Here is a 19,447-nt window from a genome sequence, read left to right as displayed (position 1 = left end):
TGCTAACACGTAATCAACATGTAACTAGATGTAACACGTTGGATATGCAGTAGTTCCTAATAACCGAATCAATGGGGGATGTATGAAACAACCAAACTTTACATTACGCTCAGGTTTACTAGCTTTAGGTGCTTTGGCATTTATAGGGATGGTAGGTCAGGCGTCTGCAAATGAAGAAATCATCAAGCGCAGTAAAGATCACAATATGTGGGCGGCACCAGGCCAAAACTTAGCTTTGCATCGTCATAGCCAGTTAAAAGATATCAATACTAAAAACGTAAAAGACCTACAAATGATCTGGTCACAATCTTCAGGCACATTACGTGGTCATGAAGGTCAGCCAGTGGTCGTTGAGCATAATGGTAAAACCATGATGTATATGGTTTCAGGTTGGCCAAATATTGTGCAAGCGCTAGATTTATCTGATCCTGATCATCCAAAACAAATTTGGAACTACACCAAAAAAACTGACCGTGATGAATCAGCAGTGCCACGTGCATGTTGCGATACGATCAACCGTGGTTTGAACTACGCTGATGGTAAAGTGGTGTTCCATACCTTGGATGGCTTCTTGATTGCACTGGATGCTGCCACAGGTAAAGAAATTTGGGTAACTAAGCATGCGTTCCCAGAAAAAGGTGAAACACACTCAGGCCCTGCAATGGTGGCTGAAGGTTTAGTGATTGCTGGTTTTGGTGGTGATGATTTTGCTGCACGTGGTCGTACTGTTGCCTATGATCTAAAAACAGGTAAAGAAGTGTGGAAATGTCACAGCACAGGTTCAGATAAAGACCTATGTATGACACCAGAAACCAATAAAGCGAATCCACATTATGGTTTATATGGCCAAAACACTGGTTTAACTTACCCAGGCGATGAGTGGAAAATTGGTGGCGGTGCACCTTGGGCATGGTTTAGCTATGATCCAAAATTACGCATTATGTACGCAGGTACAGGTAATCCAGGTCACTGGTCTCCAGCTTACCGCTGCGGTGAAACAGGTGCAAACTTAACGCATGAAAAATGTAACACACCTGATCCAAAAACCAATGTAGGTAAATACGACAATAAATGGTCTATGACTATTATGGCGCGTAAGGTAGATACTGGTGAAATGGTTTGGGCATACCAAAAAACACCATTTGACCAATGGGATTATGACGGTGTAAACGAAAACATCTTGGTAGACAACTTGGTTGTTGACGGTAAAAAACATGATGCTTTAGTGAACTTCGACCGTAATGGTTTTGCGTATGTGTTAGATCGTAAAGACGGTACATTGTTACGTGCTCATAAGTTTGTGACTGTAAACTGGGCTGAAAAAGTTGACTTGAAATCAGGTCGTCCTGTTAAAGTTAAAGAGCATTCACCATTTGATCGTGATGTAAATACACAAGCTTGTCCATCTGCAATGGGTGGTAAAGATCAACAACCAGCAGCAGTTGATCCAAAAGAACCAAACTTGTTCTATGTCCCAACAAATAACTGGTGTATGGAAGATGAGCCACAAGAACGTACACATACACAACAAGGTACTGTTTATGTATTTGCAAACGTGTATATGTATCCTGAAAAACCAGGTGTGACTGGTAAGTTGAAAAAATTCGACGTAGTGACTGGTAAAACAATCTGGGAAGTATCAGATCCATATCCAAACTGGAGTGGTGTGTTGGTGACTGATGGTGGCTTAGCATTCTACGGATCATTAGGCGGTGATTTCCGTGCTGTTGATCGTAAAACAGGCAAAGTGTTATGGCAACGTAAATTGGCATCAGGCATTATCGGCAACCCAATCACTTACAAAGTAAAAGGCAAACAATATGTGTCTGTATGGACAGGTATCGGTGGCTGGATTGGTTTACCAGTAACAGCAGGCCTAGATATGGATGACAAGTACGGTGCAATTGGTGCAACAGCAATGGCTAAAGCAACTGGTCTTGATAAGATTCCTCAAGGCGGCACATTGTTCACTTTCCGTGTTGATTAATGGTTTGTTAAACAGAAGTTGATTTAAATAAATCAGTAGGTGGTGCTTAAGCATTGCCTGCTGATTTTTTCATTGATCAAATGTTTCTTAGGTTTGTTTGTAATGAATATAACGATACGTTCATTACAAACCAGCTTGCGCAGACAAGTGTATTTATCACCAATATCATCGTCAAAATTTTAGCAATATCTTCCAATACCATTTTATTTTAGAGGTTATCAAGCAATGTTAAAGCATTTAGCGCCTAAAAAAGTCATCCCAATCATTACGTTGTTAACGCTTGGAATGGCATCAAGCTCTACAGTATTTGCTAACAATGACAGCATTTTAAGAGTATGTGCAGACCCAGGTAATATGCCCATGTCAAACGATAAGGGAGAAGGTTTTTCTAACAAAATTGCCAAAGTCATCGCAGAAGGCATGGGTAAAAGTGTGACTTACTTTTATCGACCATACTTAAATAGGGGGCTAACTCGCCAAACTTTTGATAATAACGAGTGTGATGTTCTGATGGATATGACCCCAGACGATGAGCGCATGCTAACCACTAAACCGCTTTATAAAAGTACCTTTGTGTTGGCTTACAGAAATGACAAAGGCATCGATATAAAAGACCTATCAGACCCTAAGTTATTAAATGATTACAAAGTGGGCGTATTTCAACACTCTGCAATTCGTACCGTGCTACAAGAGAATGGTATGAATCGTGCAAACACAATAGTGCGCACCATTGCGCATGATGCTGATTTAAGACCAGAAAGACAACCGCACATGGATGTGCAGTTAATGCTTGATGGTCAATTTGATGTTGCAGCGATATGGGGCCCAATGGCTGGCTGGTATAAAACCATTAAAAAAGAGCCAGTCACAATTTTACCGCTTAATCGTCTAGAAGATAAAACACCTATGGAGTTTCCGCTAGCGATTGGTATGCGTAAAAACGCTAAAGATTTAAAAGCGCAAATTGAAGCAGTGATGCTCAAAGAGAAAGATAAAATCAAACAGATATTTGATGAATACGGTGTACCGTTAGTCGAATGCAATGAATGTGTCATTTCAGGTGATATTCCATCACATGGCCCATATCAGGCATTGGTAAGAAAAGCTTATGTGCCTAAAAGTTCTGACATTTCAACATTACCAGCATTGATAGATGAAGCGTTAAAACAGGGTTCTACCTTAGATAAAGAGCTACATAACGCCACAATTGCACGCGATGCGACAAGGGTTGAGTATTTGTTAAAGCGTGGTGCAAAAGTAAATGCTAGAGATGATGAAGGCAAGACGCCTCTAATAGTCGCAGTAGCAAGCGGAGATATTAGTTTAATCAGTGGTTTACTTGCTTATGGCGCAGATCCAAACGCACAAGATCATGATGGTTGGACCGCAGCCATGCATGCTGTGCGTTCAAACGAGCCAAAAATATTTCGCTTAATGGGGCAATATAAAGCTAACTACAACTTAGTGAATAGTGATGACATGACCGCATTAGCCATGGCTGTGATGAATAACAAAGCCAATGCAGCAGTCGCTATGTTAGACAACGGCGCAAAACCAGACTTTGCAATGGGCGCGGCTAAGTACAATGCATTGATGCTGGCTGTAAAAAAAGGCAATCAGCAAATGGCACAAACCTTATTGCAATATAAAGCTAACCCAAATGCTAAAAATACAGGTGGATTAACACCACTGATGATTGCAGCATTTTCTAATCACGACATGATTGTGTCATTGCTATTAAAGGCAGGCGCTAACCCTAAGTTTAAAGATGACCATGGAAAAACAGCACTCATGCTTGCCAAAGAAAACGATGCGGATAAAGCCATCGTGCAGTTAGAAAAATCAATTTAACCCTTAGTGATGAGGTGTAAGGACTAAATCCCAATGCTTATTAGGATTTAGTCCGTGAATGAAAGTTAGCTATTCATCGTTAAATGGCATGTTAGTCGCAAGAACATTTTGAAGTAGATTATTTTTTGAAAGGTTGTATATGAAGTTGCATCATTTATTGTTGATTCTGTCCCTCAGTTTTGGCCTGTTCTCTGCTACCGCCAAAGCCGCAGATGAGCCAGCAACGGCCGAACAGGCAATTGGTGCTGATGGCTTTGCGATTCCTCAGCAGAAGAAAAAATTAGGTGATGCACCACCTCCACCAGCAGATGCAATGACACCATTAGAGCGCGTGAAGATCACGCCGATTGGAGAGTTGAAAAATCCTTACAAAGATAATGCTGACATGGTGAAATGGGGGCAAAAGCGCTACATGGGCAACAGCTGTAATGGCTGCCACGGCGGCACGGGTGGCGGTGGTATGTGCCCACCAATCTCCAACGAAACTTGGGTATATGGTAGTGATGATGATACCTTGTTCCGCCTCATTGCATTAGGTAGTGATGAGTATATGAAACAAACAGGTAAAACACGCAAAGGCCGTGAAAACGTTGTTGGCCCAATGCCAGCTTTCGGCGGCATTATCAAAACAGATGATGAAGTGTGGAGAATCGTGACATTCTTGCGCTCTATCTATCGCGGTGACCCATCAAGAGCTGATTGGTAATTGAGTTCATGCCAATCTTTAGGGTGTTAATCAAAAGCTTGCCAGTGATCACCGGCGGTCTTTTTTTATGTGTCATGAATACGGCAGATGCTGAACCTCGTGCTTATATTACTAATCAGGGCGAAAATTCAGTGTCTGTCATCTCACTGATGACCAATCAGGTAATTTCAACAATCGTGACATCTAAAGCCCCAGTTGGGGTGGCGATTGATGACATAGACAATAAGCTATATGTGTCAAATGTTGAAGGTCGTTCTATTTCTGTCATCGACATGAAAACCAATCTAGTCTTAAGTGAAATCAAGCTGACCATTGCCCCTGTTGGTATTACTTTAAGTAAAAGTGGCGGTCAACTTTTTGTGGCAGATTGGTTTCATGATCAAGTGCTTGTGTTCGATACCACTACACTCAAGCAGACGGGTGAAGTCGCAATAGGAAAAGCACCGTCTGGTATGGTAGTGAGCCGTGAGGGCGCAACCTTGTATGTAGCCAATCGTGATAGTGACGATATTGGTGTGATTGATATACGTAGCCAAACGCTTGTGAATAAAATTTCAGTGGGTAAACATCCATTTGGGGTTGCATTAGGTGGAGATGGGAAAACGCTTTATGTCGTCAATGTTGAGAGTAACTCAGTCAGCATGATTGATACAAGAAAAGACATCGTCATTGCAACCATATCAGTAGGCGAGCACCCCTATTGCGTGACGACCAATGCAGATGGCACCCTAGCTTATGTCACTAATACTGGTGCCGACACAGTTTCCGTCATTGATACAGTGGCAAGAAAAGTCATCGCCACCATCCCAGTTGATGGTTTTCCTGAAGGCATTGCCTTTGATGCAAAAAGTAGTCGTGTATATGTCGCAAGTTGGATGGATAACGCAGTTTCTGTCATTGACGCAAAAACCAACAAAAAAATAAGCTCAATTCCCACAGGCTCACAAAGCCGCGCTTTTGGTCAGTTTATTGGCAACATTACCAATTAATCATATTTTTAAAATCAAGGAGCACTTTATGAAGTTAAGTCATTCTATGAAATCAGGGCATTACTTATTGGCCGCGCTATTAGGCATATTTTCTCTCAGTGCATCTGCTGATGTAGCCACTGCGCAGAAAATAGCAGATAAATATGCAGCTGTAGCCAAAACGGCTGACCCATCCTATGCAGGCCCATCTGCGGAAGAGGGTAAGGCATTTTTCAATCGTGAGGTGATTCAATTTAAAGGGGATGTGAACGCGCCAGGTAAAGCAATAGCATGTGCATCATGCCATACCGCAAATCCAGCCGATGCTGGCAAGCATATTGTGACTGGCAAGCCGATAAAACCATTATCACCACATGCTAATAAAAAGCGTTTCCAATCAACGCGTGAAGTGGAGAAGAACTTTACTAAACATTGTAATGAAGTAGTTGGCAGTGATTGTTCACCACAAGAAAAAGCTAACTATATTGCTTACTTGTTAACTGAAAAAACACCGAGCAAAAAATAACACAACATTAATACTTTTGTACCGTAAGGAAGATATTGACGCCTTACGTTGATATATGATTTTAAAGGAAAAATATGAAATATTTATTAGCTTTATTAGCAATCTGTACTATCCCATTAACCGCTAATGCTGCCAATGCACCAAGTCAGCAAAAAGTGATTCGTGAAGTAGTGATCAAAGCAAGCCCAGAAAAAGTTTGGACCCTAGTAAAAGATTTTGGTGCTATTCATCAATGGCACCCAGCCGTGGCAGAAACAAAGCTAGAAACACGTAAAGACGATGCTGGTGCAGATGAGCAACACCGCTTACTCACCTTAAATGGTGGTGGCACATTGCATGAAAAATTGATTGGTGTAACCGATAGCACCATGAAAATTGAATACAGAATTGTAGAAGGCGTGCTACCTGTCAGTGGGTATCGTGCAATTATGCAAGTAAAAGCTGGCCCTAATGCTGATGAAGCCACAGTGACATGGACAGGTCGTTTTTATAACAAAGCCAATAAAGTAGATGCGCCTGCAGGTGAAGATAACGCTACCGCTGTGAAAGCTATCGAGGGGGTTTATGACACGGGCCTAAATAATCTAAAAAAAGTACTTGAGGCTCAGTAGTTGCTAACTGAGCGTTGTACATTGCTAAGGATATATCAATGAAAAAGTTTTTGTTGTTACTTGTGGGGTTGAGTTTAATACCAATGAGTGCTTTCGCACATGGGCCAAGCCCGCAAAAAGTAGTAAAAGAAATCGTCATTCAAGCAGAGCCTGCAAAGGTTTGGAGCTTAGTGAAAGACTTTGCTGCGATTGGAAAATGGCATCCTGATGTTGTCAGTGTGAAAACAGATACTAGACCAGATGCAGAAACAGGAGCAGAGCTATTGCACCGTGAAGTAATACTAAAAAACGGAAATGGCTTCCTAGAAAAACTTCGTGAGGTAAATGATGCCAGCATGAAAGTTGATTACAAAATGTTGGAATCCAAAGAAAGCACGATTCCTGTTAGTAACTATCGTACCGTGATGCAAGTTAAAGCTGGTGCAACGCCACAAGAATCTATACTTACCATTACCGCGCGCTTTTATAACAAAGCGAACAGTATGGAAGCGCCACCAGGGCTAGACAACCCAACAGCAAACAAAGCAATTAACGAACTTTATGACGCAGCCATGGTAGGTTTGAAAAAATCCCTAGAAAATTAGGTGAAGAACATCAATTTTTTAAGAGACTATTTACCAACGTGATGGTTACGCGTATCAAAGCATTGATTTTAAAAGTTCTGCTATGTAGCCTTGTGCTGCTATCTGGTACTGTCAATGCTGAGCTATCAGCGCAAAATTGGCCGATGATTAAAGAACGTTTTTTTAATCATCGGCCAATTAATCCAACCAATTTAATACAAGTGATTGCACCATTAGGCGCTGAAAATGCAGCACAGGTGCCAGTGATGCTTAAAGTCAGCAATCAGCAGCAAGACCCTATCAAAAGCATTTATTTACTGGTCGATGCTAACCCAGTACCAATAGTTGCTCACTATCAATTTCCACTCAGTTTTAATACATTAGCGCTTAGTACCAGAATCCGTATGGAGAATGATTCGCACATTCGTGCCATTGCAGAAACCGAGAGTGGTGCACTTTTGATGGCAAGTACAATAGTGAATGCTGGTGGTGGTTGTGCTGGCACTGTTGCTGAAGATGAAGCCATTGTAAGGGAAAATGCAGGCAAAATTAAATTTCAACTAAACCCGCCTTATAAACCACAAGAAACAGCCTCTGCCACCTTACAAATCAAGCATCCTATGTACACAGGCTTGCAAAGCGATGCTAAAACCAAGCAATTAAAGCCAGCATTTTATATACAGCACGCTAACATTATGTTTGAAGAGTCTAGCGTCATGCAGGTAGATTTTAACGTGGGTACCGCTGAGAATCCGCATTTAACATTTAATTTTGATTTACCAACAACACATCATCAAGCCAATGTGAATCAAGTGCGCATTCAGTTATTAGATAATGAACGTAAATCTTTTAGTTATACGATTAACTTAAAGCCATGAGCGGGAATAACTCCCGATACTATTCGGGAGTTTAGGAATAGGGCATATGTCCAGTGCAAACTAAAATCGTAATTACTGTAATACGTGTGTTCACGCGATTACAAGCCCAATTTATTAAAGGTAAATTATGATTAAGTTAATCTCAGCACCAAGTCTTTTGCTCGTTACATTAAGTAGTATTGCCCAAATGGCAATTGCTTCTCCCTTAGCCTACGTACCTAACGAGAAGGACGGCAACGTATCTGTGATAGACACTCAATCAGATAAAGTGTTGTACAACTTACCTGCAAAAGGGAAGTTAGGTAATAAAATTCAGGCAGTTGCCATGGATCCAGCAGGACAAAAACTATATGTCGTCGTGCGTGATGATAATGCTGTCGCTATGATAGATTTAATGTCAAAGAAAGAGCAATTACGTATTCAGGTCGGTGATGAACCTGAAGGTATTAGCGTATCGCCAGATGGTAAAACATTAGCTGCATGCCTAGAGGAAGAAAATGCAGTTTCTTTTGTAGATTTAACCACATTTAAATTAACGCACACGGCAAAAACACAAGGTAAAAACCCTGAACACTGTGTCTATTCTCCAGACGGTAAATGGCTGCTAGCCAGCAATGAAGAGAGCGGTGATGTAGATGTGATTGATACCGCTAAACATGCATCAATCGCACTGATTAAATCTACCAAACACCCTCGTGGTATCGGCTTCTCACCAGATAGTAAACTAGCATACATTGCTAACGAGGCTGCCAATATCTTAGAGGTTGTAAATGTGGCCGACTGGAAAGTCATAAAAAAAATACCAGTAGGTTTGCGTTCAAATGGCGTTAAAGTCAGTGCAGACGGAAGCCGTGTTTATGTGAGTAACGGTGGTGATGGTAATGTAAGCGTGATTGATGCTAAAACACAAAAAGTGATTGCAACGATTTCAGTAGGTAAACGCCCTTGGAACATGGCGATAACACCAGACGGTAAAAAGCTTTATGTCGCTAATGGACGCAGCAACAGTGTTTCTGTGATTGATACCGAGAAAAACAAACATATTAAAGACATTGCTGTTGGCCAATTGCCTTGGGGAGTGGTGATTCATTAAACACAAACGAGCTATTTTGGTGGAATTACCACCAGCAACTTTGATGGCACCAACTTACTCCCGATAAGGTAGTCAGCAAATTATGTAGCCCTAGATGGAATAGGCTTAGTAATGAATAGACTCAGTAGGGAATATATTTAGAGATATTTGCACGAAGCTAAATTAAGCTCAATTTTGTATAAAAATACCAGCGTTCCGACATTCCCGCGAAGGCTGGAATCTAGGTGAGTCAACAGCTTGACTGGATTCTCGCCTTTGCTGAAATGACGATAGCGATATGGTTTTTGGTTAAATAAGCACTCGTGCAAAGGACTCATTTAGTAAGAATCGATAGAGATAAGGCCAATTTCGGCCTTATTTTTTTAGCCGTATATTTTAGAAACACGTAAAAAAAAGCCCGAGGTGTTTAGACCTCGGGCTAACTCGCAATCAATATATCAAGTTTCAACCTAGAATTGGTATGACAAAGTAACATCACATGAAATACCTTAGCGCAGTGGTGGGCGGGAAGGTAACTGAACATGCTAATATCTTTCAATACTTTGCATGGCCTAGGTCCAGCCCCCTCCCATAAAGCACATCAACGCTAATATTTGATACTGCAAAAGCTGTGCCAATATATTTTTATTACTCTCTGAGCGCTTTGCAAGCGGTGAAATATGGCTCAGTTTTTAACTAAAGTATCAAAACCCGCCATCTTCGATAAAGCTGTAATTAATATAACTGTTTGATTTAAATATATCTACTTTTCATAAGGCTGGCGAAATCATCAATTGTTAAGATTAATATTGCTTAGTTAAGAACGCGCTAATCTATACGTTCGCAGAGTATATTTATCAATGGATGTTTCTGTTAATAATAAGGTTGGTTGTTTTTAAAGAACCACTTGGTTGTTTATAACCAATTTTGATGGGTGATGACGTGAGTTTCCGATAAGTGTTTAGGAAATGGTCGCTAGGCATGGTTTTTGTAGGAGTGGCTATTAGCCACGAATAAAGTATCACCAACACTTACACGCATTAAGTTTTAAAACCCCAAATGCAAATATAGAAAAAACAGGGGATAATAAAACCACTATTCGCTGGACGCAAAGCCGCATCCTTTAGGTAAATTGCATGAGCCTTATTTTAGGCAGGTGCGTCAGTTCTTGAGTCAAATTATTGAACTTGCCTAAATAATCCAAGTTGAAATGAGTGGTCAGTACAAATGATAATAGGTAGTTAACTAGATGAGCCTCCCATTAGATGAGAATACTTAAGATGTATCATCAATATAAATCAGCCTCATTAAAATGCAAAAAAGCCCTCATTACGAGGGCTTAAAATTTGAGACTAGTTCAAACAGGCTAATATAAAAGCTTATTCTTTACCAATTTGATATAGCTCTTTGCTACTTTCAACGATTTTACCGCTAGTAGCGTCCACTTCAACCTTCATTTCACCATCTTTGGTTTTGATGTCGAATTCGTATGAAGCTGAACCATCAGGTTCAATTTCATATTCTGTTTCAACCACTTCACCTGGGAAAGCAGCAAGAGCTGTTTTCTTAGCATCTTCTTCAGAAACTTTAACTTTAGCCTTAAATGCTGGAACATCAGCATTCGCTACTTCTTCTTCAATTTCAGTGATTTTGCCAGTTTTGCTGTTGCACTCTACATCCCATGCTTTACCGTCTGCTGTTTCAATATCAAACTCATAAACAGGTACTTTGTCTTCAAGTTTGTACTCTACTTTAACGACCTTGCCAGGTTTTGCAGCAAGCGCAGCGCTTAAGCACTTTTCAATACCAACTTTTGATTTAGGGAAAACGGTCTCTGCCGTTTGAGCGTTGGTAGCAGCAAATGCGCCAACAATAATAGATAACATTGCGAGTTTTTTCATTTTACTTCCTTTCTAAGATGACCACTGATTTTGGCAACCAGTTTAGCCACCTGCCTAGGCACAGGCGGGTGCATTATAGCACTCATGTAATGTTATTAAGAGTGGAATATAATTTGCTTACTATTTTCATATTGTGAAAATAGTAAATTAATCGTCTGTCATGCACTGTTGTTATTGGGAGTTTACTTTTGGTGTTTAATATTACCTCTGCTTGAGGTCGACGTTTTATAATGTGTTTGGATGCGTTATTGTTGCGTATCATTAGGCTTATTATCATAATTAGTTTATAAGTTTTTGCGCTTGATTATGGTGTTTTAGAGAATATTATTACCTAACTTCAGTTACCTTCCTGATTTGAAGGCTGCAAGGGGGTAAACCGTAGAATATGCCGTTAGTCTAGTTGATCATGTGTCAATGTTTGTTACCTATAAGGCAAAGTCTAATAATTTTATAAGTTTGTCAATCATCCAAATGGTTAGGTGCTAATTTATCAAAGAAGTAATAGTATGAAGCGTTACTTGTGTTGTGGTAATCGCGTGATGCTTAGTAATTGTGTATATTGGTAACATAATGTAGTCAAAGTTGATTCTAAGAAAGTAAATTGATGCGTCAGGATGATGTGAGTCAGTTAACCAGCGAGAGTGTTGTTGATACGCTACTAGATAGTTTACTGTTAGTTTGTCGTATGCACGGCGTAGCGACTTCTCGTGATGCGCTTGTTGCGGGCTTGCCGCTTCGTGATGGCAAAATGACGCCTGCATTGGTGAAACGGTCTGCAAGCCGTGTGCATTTAGCAACCACCATTTTAAAAAAATCACTAGATAAAACAAGGCAAGAGTTCTTACCAGCTATTTTGCTGTTAAAAGATGATGAAGCTTGTGTGATTACCAACATTAATCTTGAGGCTAAGTTAGTTGGCGTTATTTACCCTGAGTTAGGTGAGGCTGAAGTTTCCGTACCATTAGATGATTTAATGGCAAGTAGTGCTGGATATTTTATTGTCGCTAAGCTTAAATTTACGTTCGATCAACGTGCGCCTACTGTGGGCAAGGTTGCTGTGCGGCATTGGTTTTGGGGTTCTTTAGCAGAAAATAGCCGTATTTATCGCGATATTATGGTGGCAGCGTTCGTGGTTAACGTGTTTGCTTTAGCGATGCCTTTGTTCACGATGAATGTTTATGATCGTATTTTGCCTAATCAGGCGACTGAAACATTATGGGTCATGGCTGTTGGTATTTCATTGATATTTATTGGTGATTTAGTCTTGCGTACAATGCGTGGCTATTTTCTTGACTGGGCCAGCACTAGAATAGATATTAAGCTGACTGCACGCATTATGGAGCAAGTGTTGGGTATTCGTTTAGAGCAAAGACCAAACTCAGTGGGATCTTTTGCATCCAATTTGCGCTCGTTTGAAACTGTGCGTGATTTTATTACTTCAGCCACGATTACCACCTTGATAGATATTCCGTTTGCTTTAATCTTTGTTGGCGTGATTGGTTGGATTGCTTGGCCGATGATTATTCCTGTCTTGTTGGGGGCGGTAGTCATTCTGATCTATTCATTTAGTGTGCAAACCAAAATGCATGATCTGTCAGAAACCATGTATCGCGCGAGTGCGATCAGAAATGCTACGCTAATTGAAAGTTTGGTGGGATTAGAAACGGTTAAGGCATTAGGTATTGAGGGGCAGATGCAGCGTAAGTGGGAGCATAGTGCACATTTCTTAACAGAAGTTTCTAGTAAATTACGTTTGTTATCCTCATCGATTAATAATGGCGCCACAACCATGCAGCAATTAATTACTGTTAGCTTGGTGATTCTTGGTGTTTATTTGGTCATCAATGGTGAGCTTACCATGGGTGGTTTGATAGCCTGTACAATGCTTGCCTCGCGCGCATTGGTACCAATTGCTCAAACCGCTGGGTTATTAACGCAGTACCACAATGCGGCAACATCTCTAAACTCTCTTGATGAAATCATGCAAAGGCCAGTAGAGCGTCCCGCAGATAGCACATTTCTATCTAGGCCCGTTTTTAATGGAGATATTGAGTTCAGAGAGGTTTCTTTTAGTTACCCTGGTGCCGAAACCAATGCACTGACTAAAGTATCGTTTAAAATTAAAGCAGGTGAGCACGTTGCGATACTTGGGCGTATGGGTTCGGGTAAGTCAACGATTCATAAATTGATTTTGGGGTTGTATCAGCCAACAGAAGGTGCTGTGCTGATTGATGGAATCGATGCGCGTCAAATTGATCCTGCTGAGTTACGCCGAAGCGTTGGTTATGTGCAGCAAGATACTCAATTGTTCTATGGTTCTATGCGCGAGAACCTAACGATTTCTGCACCACATGTGGATGATGCTGCTGTGATTGCAGCTGCGCATGTAGGCGGTATTGACGAGTTTGTAAACTCACATCCTAAAGGCTTCGATATGTTAGTGGGTGAGCGAGGCGAAACCTTATCTGGTGGACAGCGACAAGGTGTTGGCGTCGCACGTGCTTTTATAAATAAGCCAGCCATATTGCTACTAGATGAACCCACCAGCGCAATGGATCATTCAGGTGAGGACGCAATCAAAGTGCGTTTGGCTGAGCATACACACAATAAAACTTTGTTGTTAATTTCACACAGATCATCCCTTTATGCGTTAGTGAATAGAATTATCGTGATTGACTCAGGCAGAATTGTTGCGGATGGTCCGAAAGATCAAGTTACTGACGCATTGAGAAATGGCAAGATTGGTAAAGCGCTATGAGTGAAGATCTATTCAAAAAACTAGAGACAATTAATCGCTTTCTTAAAAGTCAATCTTGGCTAACAAAACCTATTTATTACTTTTTAGATAAATGGACGCCAACTGAAACTAAAGAGGATTTGCCTTGGCATGAAGAGGCTGACTTGGTGATTCTTGAGCAAACGCCAGTGAAAGCTAGGTTGCTACTGTATACGATTGCCGTGACCATGCTAATGTTAGTACTATGGGCTTTCTTTGCTAAAGTTGATGAAGTAGTGCGTGGCGAAGGCCGTGTTATTCCATCTAAGCAAGTTCAGGTGATTCAGTCTTTAGATGGTGGTATTGTTTCAGAAATTCTGGTGAGTGAAGGCCAGTCTGTTGCGGTTGGAACGCCACTTATTCGTATTGATGAGACGCGCGCAATTTCCTCACTGAGAGAGAATCAATCGCAATATTTAGCTTACTTGGCTAAACAGTATAGGCTAAGAGCTTTAGCTGAAGGTGCCAGCTTTAACCCGCCTGAAGAAGTGCGTAAAGAGGTCCCCGAGACTTACGACCAGGAATATGCGCTTTATAACTCAAGTAAAGACGAGCTGCAGTCTGCGATTGAGATCGCACGTGATCAGGTGGTTCAACGTGAGAAAGAATTGCTTGAGGTGCAGTTTCGTAAAGAGATTGCTGAAAAAAATTATGAGTCAGCCAAGAAAGAGCTTGCTGCTAACAAGCCTTTGTTATCCAGTGGCGCAGTGTCTGAAATTGATATTCTAAAACTAGAGCGAGAAACAAATAAAGCTAAGGGTGATATTGATCAGTCGCGTGCTCAAATTAGCCGAATTGAGAGTGCTATTGGAGAGGCTAGGCGTAAAGTTTCAGAGGTACAACAAACGTTTCAGAGTAAGGTACGTACCGAATTAAATGACATTACCGCACGTTTGAATAGCGTATCTGAGGTGAGTGTTTCACTTAAGGATAAAGTCAACCAGTCAACGCTGAAATCTCCTGTGAATGGTAAGGTGAGTCGTCTTTTTTATAATACAGTTGGTGGGGTGATTCAGCCCGGTAAAGAGGTGCTAGAAGTCGTGCCGACTGATGATGCTTTAATATTGGAAACCAAAATCCAGATTAGAGACATTGCTTTTATTAGTTTACTGCAACCTGCTGTAGTGAAATTGACGGCTTATGACTATACGGTTTATGGAACATTAGATGCAATTGTTGAAAATATTGCGCCAGATTCTATTGTTGATGAAAAAGGTAATGCCTACTACATTGTGCGTGTACGTACGCTTAAATCTAGTCTTGGCACAGGTTTGCCGATTATTCCTGGCATGGTGGCGCAAGTTGATATTATGACTGGTAAAAAAACCATACTTTCTTATTTATTAAAACCAGTTTTAAAAGCTAAGTCATATGCTTTTAGTGAGAGATAGATGCAGGATATATTTGTTAGTACCTTAACTGAACGTCTAAGTCATTGGGTTGATGCTTTTCCAGAATCAAAAATCGTCGCAGACTTTTCAAATCTTGCTTTGAAGTTGGATGCTACAACGGATGGTAATGATGAATTGGTGTTTTGGCTACATGTTAATCAAGAGGGATCTGCTTGGTTAAGTAACATGATTAGCAATATTACAAATCAGTTTAAATTCGCAAAAGTTATTGTGCTTGCAAATGCACCTAATCAGGCTGATTGTTTTTCTGCATTAAGCACAGGTGCTGTTGGCTATGCACATACTTATTCATCAGCTGCAATGTTGAGCGAAATTAAAACAGTGATAGGTCACGGCGGTTTGTGGTTAGGGCAGGAGTTGCTTCAAAGGTTGATTGAAACATCCACTAAACTAGTCAGTAATCAGCCTGCCTATGTAGATGGCTTACTTGCCCAATTAACTAGCCGAGAAAGAGATGTTGCTATTGAAGTGGCTAAAGGATTAAGCAACAAAGAAGTAGCCAGAGTCCTCAACATTACAGAACGTACAGTTAAGGCCCATTTAGCTGCAACCTTTGAGCGTTTAGGCGCTAAAGATCGGTTGCAATTGGCATTGATGCTCAATAAGCGCTAATTGCTCAAATTCGTATTTTTAAGGGTTGTAAATACTCTTGGATAAATTAGCGCTAATCGTTTTATTGTCAGATAGTCTAGGTTTTATGGGACTAAAGTGAAATACCTGGTCCAGTCATTCCATCAATTCCAATTAATTTTAGTGTACTAATCTCATCATCATTTTGCACGCCTTCGGCAATTGCAATCACGCCTATTGAATGTGCAATCATGCATAAGCCTCTGAGTAGTGTTTTATTAGCTTCGTTCTTATTAATGTCACGAATAACTGAAGCGTCAATCTTAATATAGTCTAAGCCAATATCATGTAACTCGCCTAAGCGTGAGATGCGTGTGCCCACGTGCTCGATTCCCACTTTGCATCCCAATGCTTTAACTGCAATGCAGAATTGACGGAATTCTGGAAAGTGATCAAATGCACTTTGTTCTGGTACTTCAAAATATAATTTGTTAGCCACTTGTGCCTGATTTTTAATACTAGTCATTGCAATGTCAATGAAAGCAGGGTTGCAAATGGCGCTGGCTGATATATTCAGGCCAATCGGCATTGCACCATTAGCGAGTGAGTTGATGGCTGTTTGCAATACGAGTTCATCTACACGGTTAATTAAATTTAACTTGTCTGCCCACGTGATAAACTCACCAGCGCAGAACCATTTACCATCGGTTGTGAGTTGTAATCTTACTGGTGATTCGTAATGAATCAACTCACCAACTTGATTAATCACTGGGTAGCTTTCAAGCTTGATTCTATTGTTATCTAAAGCCGAAGTGAGCAGGTTTTTCCACTCTTGTAGGTTGTGATCTTGATATTGGTGGAGTTCGCCAGAGTTAATCACATGTAAATTGTTGCTGCTTTCAGCACCAATGTCATCTAGTACGTGATGCACTGAGTTAATGAGGTTTTCAGCACTATCAGATTTGGTGACGCGAGTTGATATTGTAAGGAAGTTTACCGAGATATCCTGGCCTGTAATATTACTCATTTTTTCAAAAGCACTGTTAATGGTGGTGCCTAAGCTGTAGCAGTCTACAGGTTGGTTCGAAAATACTGAGAAATCAGCACCGCTAAGTCGGCTAGCTGAAAGCGCTGGATTCTGATTACATTCATGCTGTAGAGCATCACCTATTGTTTTTAATAGATGGTTGGTTTCTTTATAACCCAGTTTCTGATCGATTTCAGCAATGTTCAATATTCTAGTAATCACCATCACGCCATTATTAAAATATTCTTCATGGCTGATGCTTGCATTCACTTTTTTAACAAAATAATCATGGTTCATTAGGCCAGTTACATGGTCAAAGTTATTATCAAGTCTTAGCTGATCTAATCTTGCAGACTCTTCACTGACTGTTTTTTTAACTCTATTAGAGAGGGTGTTCATTGCCTTCACAACATCTTTAAATTCTTTTGTTTTAGGCACTTTGATCATGATGAATCTACTCTCGCCAATTGCCTTTGCCTGATTTACAACATCGTTAAGTGGTTTTAATATCTTTTTAAGTAACTGACCACCTAGGTAGCAACTAATCAGACCAATTAACAAGACCCATAATGCAATCTGTATAGTGGCATACCAAAGTTCTCTGTAAGCAAACGTTGAGTTACTTTCCAGTGCTAATGTACCAAACTGTGTCCAGCCATCTTGAATATCAGCAATACCAGGATCTACGTTGAGTGGGATTAAGTTGACAAACCAAGCGGGTGCGTATTTTTCGCTATTGCTATTGACGCGCTCACTTAATATGTTTCCGTTAGGGTCAGTTAGCTTGATGTATTGGTAATGCCCCGAGTCAAATTGAGCCGAAATAAGCAAATCTAAGATGATAGGGTCTTTAGGCATTTGCGTCATGGATAGCGCTAGCGTAACGGCATTATCATTATTTTTCATTTGCAGCTGTTTTTCTAAATATTGCTTGCCTGATAATGTGCTTAAAATAAAGCTACCACTCGATGCTAGGGCTAAAATTAAAATAATTGCTAGCCAAAGTTGCTTAATTAGAGACATAGATTCATCCTTACTTTCATTATTCAATACCATCTGCACGCATGCGCATTAAAACATCTCGCCATTTGGAGAGGTTAGATTCTGGGTTGGATTTTGGTTTTGTGCTGTTACCAATCCAAAGTCCTTTATCATTAAAGCTAAATACTGGTGATAGATCTTTACGGCTTGATGCGGAAGAGATATGTGGAACTAGATTATCTAAAATTAACGGGTCGGATTGTGGTGAAGCGTAGTAGCTTAATACCATGTGAGCACGAATAACTGTTCGGTTATTTTCTAACATTTCAGCTCTTACATAGACGAGTCTTAATTTATCGTTAGAGACTCCTGCCGCCTTTAGAAACACATATTTTGCAATGCTGAAATCTTCACAATCCCCAGCACGTAAACCCAAAAACTCCAGTGGTGTGGCCCAATAATCAGTTTGCCCCCAAACGTGGATATCTTCTGCAAAGGTGATTTTTCGATTAAAGAAATTATTAATCTGAGAAAGTTTTTCCGACTCAGGCGAATTTTTAAGAGTAGCAACGAGTTGTTGTAGTTCTATAAAATCGTCGTGAGCCTCATCACCGTACTTTTGTTTAGCAAAGGTTGCCAGCTTGTTGAAGTCATAACCTTCTGCCAAAAGATAAGTGAAGCAAAGTGGTAAGCACATCATCATCACGATGATGCAACATCGCAACATACGTGTATTAAATGATTGATTAAAGATAGCGACCACTCATACTCCAAAATTTAATGCTTAATTGAGACTCGTCCTCCCAAATATAATACCTTAACTAAACTTTATTTTTTAAACTATTAGGCCGCTTAATGCTTATTTAGCCTATTAATGACATATTGGCCATTAGTACAATATGCATTAGTTATCTCAAGGTGTTAAATGCTGTATATCGTATAAAAGCTTAACCGTAACATCTAATATTACTTAGGATATTAACATGGCATTAATCGGCAAAATTATCGCAATGACAGGTGCTGCATCATTAATTTCAAATAATGGTAATCAGCGTGACTTGAAATTAGGTGACAACATTCAAACTGCAGACACTATTAAAACTGGCGCAGGAGTTGAAGTGGATTTGCAGTTAGCCAATGGTCAGGTTATCCACATTGGTGCTGAGCAACTAATCGCTTTTGCTGACGAGCTTGTAGAAGCATTCGTGCCAGCATCATTAGATACTTCGGTTAATCTTGCCACAATAGATACTGTCGTTAAAGCAATTGAAGAGGGTAAAGATCTTAGTGATGTTTTGGAAGAAACCGCGGCAGGTCCTGGTGGTTCTTCTAACAGTTACGGTTTTGGTTTTGTTGATTTAGTCAGAATTAACGATGATCTTAACAACTTTAGGTTTGCTTATGAATTTGGTTCTGCAGCATCTGTTGATACCGCATTATCAGGTAATAGTTTTGCAGATATTATTAATCAAGTGAGCGAGGTCGGTGGTGATACTCCGCCTCCCCCAACGATAGGCGGCATTGAACCTGGCAACCCAGGCATCGCCGATGACAATGTAAACGAAGGCGTGAACCTGGTGTACAGCGTGACGGTGAACGGCACCAGCCTCAACCCAAC

General features: G+C 40.5%; 16 protein-coding genes. 13 read left to right on the top strand and 3 right to left on the bottom strand.

Going from position 1 to position 19,447, the window contains the following annotated elements:
* Positions 1 to 82 precede the first annotated feature (82 nt).
* The 9 genes from Q7U33_RS05720 (at position 83) to Q7U33_RS05680 (ending at position 9,183) form a co-directional block, all read left to right on the top strand.
* Positions 83 to 1,987 (top strand): PQQ-dependent dehydrogenase, methanol/ethanol family, encoded by a 1,905-nt coding sequence (locus Q7U33_RS05720; RefSeq protein ID WP_304858664.1) that lies wholly within the window; start codon positions 83 to 85, stop codon positions 1,985 to 1,987.
* Positions 1,988 to 2,212: 225 nt separating this feature from the next.
* A complete protein-coding gene (locus tag Q7U33_RS05715) occupies positions 2,213 to 3,838 on the top strand; it encodes a quinoprotein dehydrogenase-associated putative ABC transporter substrate-binding protein (protein WP_304858663.1) in 1,626 nt (541 codons plus the stop codon).
* A 139-nt stretch (positions 3,839 to 3,977) separates the two neighbouring features.
* The gene (locus Q7U33_RS05710; protein ID WP_304858662.1) at positions 3,978 to 4,544 is read left to right on the top strand and encodes a c-type cytochrome; all 567 of its coding nucleotides are present in this window, start codon (positions 3,978 to 3,980) and stop codon (positions 4,542 to 4,544) included.
* An 8-nt stretch (positions 4,545 to 4,552) separates the two neighbouring features.
* Positions 4,553 to 5,533, top strand: coding sequence for a YncE family protein (locus Q7U33_RS05705; RefSeq protein WP_304858661.1), 981 nt, complete (start codon positions 4,553 to 4,555; stop codon positions 5,531 to 5,533).
* A 28-nt stretch (positions 5,534 to 5,561) separates the two neighbouring features.
* Positions 5,562 to 6,038, top strand: coding sequence for a DUF1924 domain-containing protein (locus Q7U33_RS05700; protein WP_304858660.1), 477 nt, complete (start codon positions 5,562 to 5,564; stop codon positions 6,036 to 6,038).
* Positions 6,039 to 6,112: 74 nt separating this feature from the next.
* Positions 6,113 to 6,649, top strand: coding sequence for an SRPBCC family protein (locus Q7U33_RS05695; protein ID WP_304858659.1), 537 nt, complete (start codon positions 6,113 to 6,115; stop codon positions 6,647 to 6,649).
* Between the two features lie 38 nt (positions 6,650 to 6,687).
* Positions 6,688 to 7,233, top strand: a complete 546-nt coding sequence (locus Q7U33_RS05690) for an SRPBCC family protein (RefSeq protein ID WP_304858658.1) — start codon at positions 6,688 to 6,690, stop codon at positions 7,231 to 7,233.
* A gap of 41 nt (positions 7,234 to 7,274) precedes the next feature.
* On the top strand, positions 7,275 to 8,090 hold the full coding sequence (locus tag Q7U33_RS05685; RefSeq protein ID WP_304858709.1) for a quinoprotein dehydrogenase-associated SoxYZ-like carrier: 816 nt from the start codon (positions 7,275 to 7,277) through the stop codon (positions 8,088 to 8,090).
* A gap of 127 nt (positions 8,091 to 8,217) precedes the next feature.
* The gene (locus Q7U33_RS05680; RefSeq protein ID WP_304858657.1) at positions 8,218 to 9,183 is read left to right on the top strand and encodes a beta-propeller fold lactonase family protein; all 966 of its coding nucleotides are present in this window, start codon (positions 8,218 to 8,220) and stop codon (positions 9,181 to 9,183) included.
* Positions 9,184 to 10,541: 1,358 nt separating this feature from the next.
* Here Q7U33_RS05680 and Q7U33_RS05675 read toward each other — a convergent pair.
* A complete protein-coding gene (locus Q7U33_RS05675; protein ID WP_304858656.1) occupies positions 10,542 to 11,063 on the bottom strand; it encodes a PepSY domain-containing protein in 522 nt (173 codons plus the stop codon).
* Positions 11,064 to 11,667: 604 nt separating this feature from the next.
* Here Q7U33_RS05675 and Q7U33_RS05670 point away from each other — a divergent pair.
* The 3 genes from Q7U33_RS05670 to Q7U33_RS05660 are packed head-to-tail and all read left to right on the top strand — an operon-like array spanning position 11,668 to position 15,863.
* Positions 11,668 to 13,821 (top strand): type I secretion system permease/ATPase, encoded by a 2,154-nt coding sequence (locus tag Q7U33_RS05670; protein ID WP_304858708.1) that lies wholly within the window; start codon positions 11,668 to 11,670, stop codon positions 13,819 to 13,821.
* On the top strand, positions 13,818 to 15,230 hold the full coding sequence (locus tag Q7U33_RS05665; RefSeq protein ID WP_304858654.1) for an HlyD family type I secretion periplasmic adaptor subunit: 1,413 nt from the start codon (positions 13,818 to 13,820) through the stop codon (positions 15,228 to 15,230). The genes Q7U33_RS05670 and Q7U33_RS05665 overlap by 4 nt, the downstream gene beginning before the upstream one ends.
* Entirely contained in the window at positions 15,231 to 15,863 is a 633-nt protein-coding gene (locus Q7U33_RS05660; RefSeq protein WP_304858652.1) for a response regulator transcription factor, read from the top strand. It abuts the gene before it with no gap.
* A gap of 91 nt (positions 15,864 to 15,954) precedes the next feature.
* Here the strand turns inward: Q7U33_RS05660 and Q7U33_RS05655 are convergent, their stop codons facing one another.
* Together Q7U33_RS05655 and Q7U33_RS05650 are read right to left on the bottom strand one after the other, a co-directional pair.
* The gene (locus tag Q7U33_RS05655; RefSeq protein ID WP_304858650.1) at positions 15,955 to 17,871 is read right to left on the bottom strand and encodes an EAL domain-containing protein; all 1,917 of its coding nucleotides are present in this window, start codon (positions 17,869 to 17,871) and stop codon (positions 15,955 to 15,957) included.
* A 19-nt stretch (positions 17,872 to 17,890) separates the two neighbouring features.
* A complete protein-coding gene (locus tag Q7U33_RS05650; protein ID WP_370651990.1) occupies positions 17,891 to 18,529 on the bottom strand; it encodes a transglutaminase-like cysteine peptidase in 639 nt (212 codons plus the stop codon).
* A 283-nt stretch (positions 18,530 to 18,812) separates the two neighbouring features.
* Between Q7U33_RS05650 and Q7U33_RS05645 the strand changes: the two genes are divergently transcribed.
* Positions 18,813 to 19,447, top strand: a 635-nt coding sequence (locus tag Q7U33_RS05645; protein WP_304858647.1) for a retention module-containing protein, incomplete at its 3' end; no start/stop codon positions are given.

The sequence above is a fragment of the Methylotenera sp. genome (assembly GCF_030653755.1).
Classification (GTDB): domain Bacteria; phylum Pseudomonadota; class Gammaproteobacteria; order Burkholderiales; family Methylophilaceae; genus Methylotenera.
The sequence above is the reverse complement of the archived record's forward strand: the minus strand, read 5'-3'. Positions and strand labels throughout refer to the sequence as shown.

Excerpts from the sequence above, each read along its gene's own strand:
- Q7U33_RS05720 (WP_304858664.1), top strand. The coding sequence starts at position 83 with ATGAAACAACCAAACTTTACATTACGCTCAGGTTTACTAGCTTTAGGT.
- Q7U33_RS05715 (WP_304858663.1), top strand. The coding sequence starts at position 2,213 with ATGTTAAAGCATTTAGCGCCTAAAAAAGTCATCCCAATCATTACGTTG.
- Q7U33_RS05710 (WP_304858662.1), top strand. The coding sequence starts at position 3,978 with ATGAAGTTGCATCATTTATTGTTGATTCTGTCCCTCAGTTTTGGCCTG.
- Q7U33_RS05705 (WP_304858661.1), top strand. The coding sequence starts at position 4,553 with ATGCCAATCTTTAGGGTGTTAATCAAAAGCTTGCCAGTGATCACCGGC.
- Q7U33_RS05700 (WP_304858660.1), top strand. The coding sequence starts at position 5,562 with ATGAAGTTAAGTCATTCTATGAAATCAGGGCATTACTTATTGGCCGCG.
- Q7U33_RS05695 (WP_304858659.1), top strand. The coding sequence starts at position 6,113 with ATGAAATATTTATTAGCTTTATTAGCAATCTGTACTATCCCATTAACC.
- Q7U33_RS05690 (WP_304858658.1), top strand. The coding sequence starts at position 6,688 with ATGAAAAAGTTTTTGTTGTTACTTGTGGGGTTGAGTTTAATACCAATG.
- Q7U33_RS05685 (WP_304858709.1), top strand. The coding sequence starts at position 7,275 with ATGGTTACGCGTATCAAAGCATTGATTTTAAAAGTTCTGCTATGTAGC.
- Q7U33_RS05680 (WP_304858657.1), top strand. The coding sequence starts at position 8,218 with ATGATTAAGTTAATCTCAGCACCAAGTCTTTTGCTCGTTACATTAAGT.
- Q7U33_RS05675 (WP_304858656.1), bottom strand. The coding sequence starts at position 11,063 with ATGAAAAAACTCGCAATGTTATCTATTATTGTTGGCGCATTTGCTGCT.
- Q7U33_RS05670 (WP_304858708.1), top strand. The coding sequence starts at position 11,668 with ATGCGTCAGGATGATGTGAGTCAGTTAACCAGCGAGAGTGTTGTTGAT.
- Q7U33_RS05665 (WP_304858654.1), top strand. The coding sequence starts at position 13,818 with ATGAGTGAAGATCTATTCAAAAAACTAGAGACAATTAATCGCTTTCTT.
- Q7U33_RS05660 (WP_304858652.1), top strand. The coding sequence starts at position 15,231 with ATGCAGGATATATTTGTTAGTACCTTAACTGAACGTCTAAGTCATTGG.
- Q7U33_RS05655 (WP_304858650.1), bottom strand. The coding sequence starts at position 17,871 with ATGTCTCTAATTAAGCAACTTTGGCTAGCAATTATTTTAATTTTAGCC.
- Q7U33_RS05650 (WP_370651990.1), bottom strand. The coding sequence starts at position 18,529 with ATGATGTGCTTACCACTTTGCTTCACTTATCTTTTGGCAGAAGGTTAT.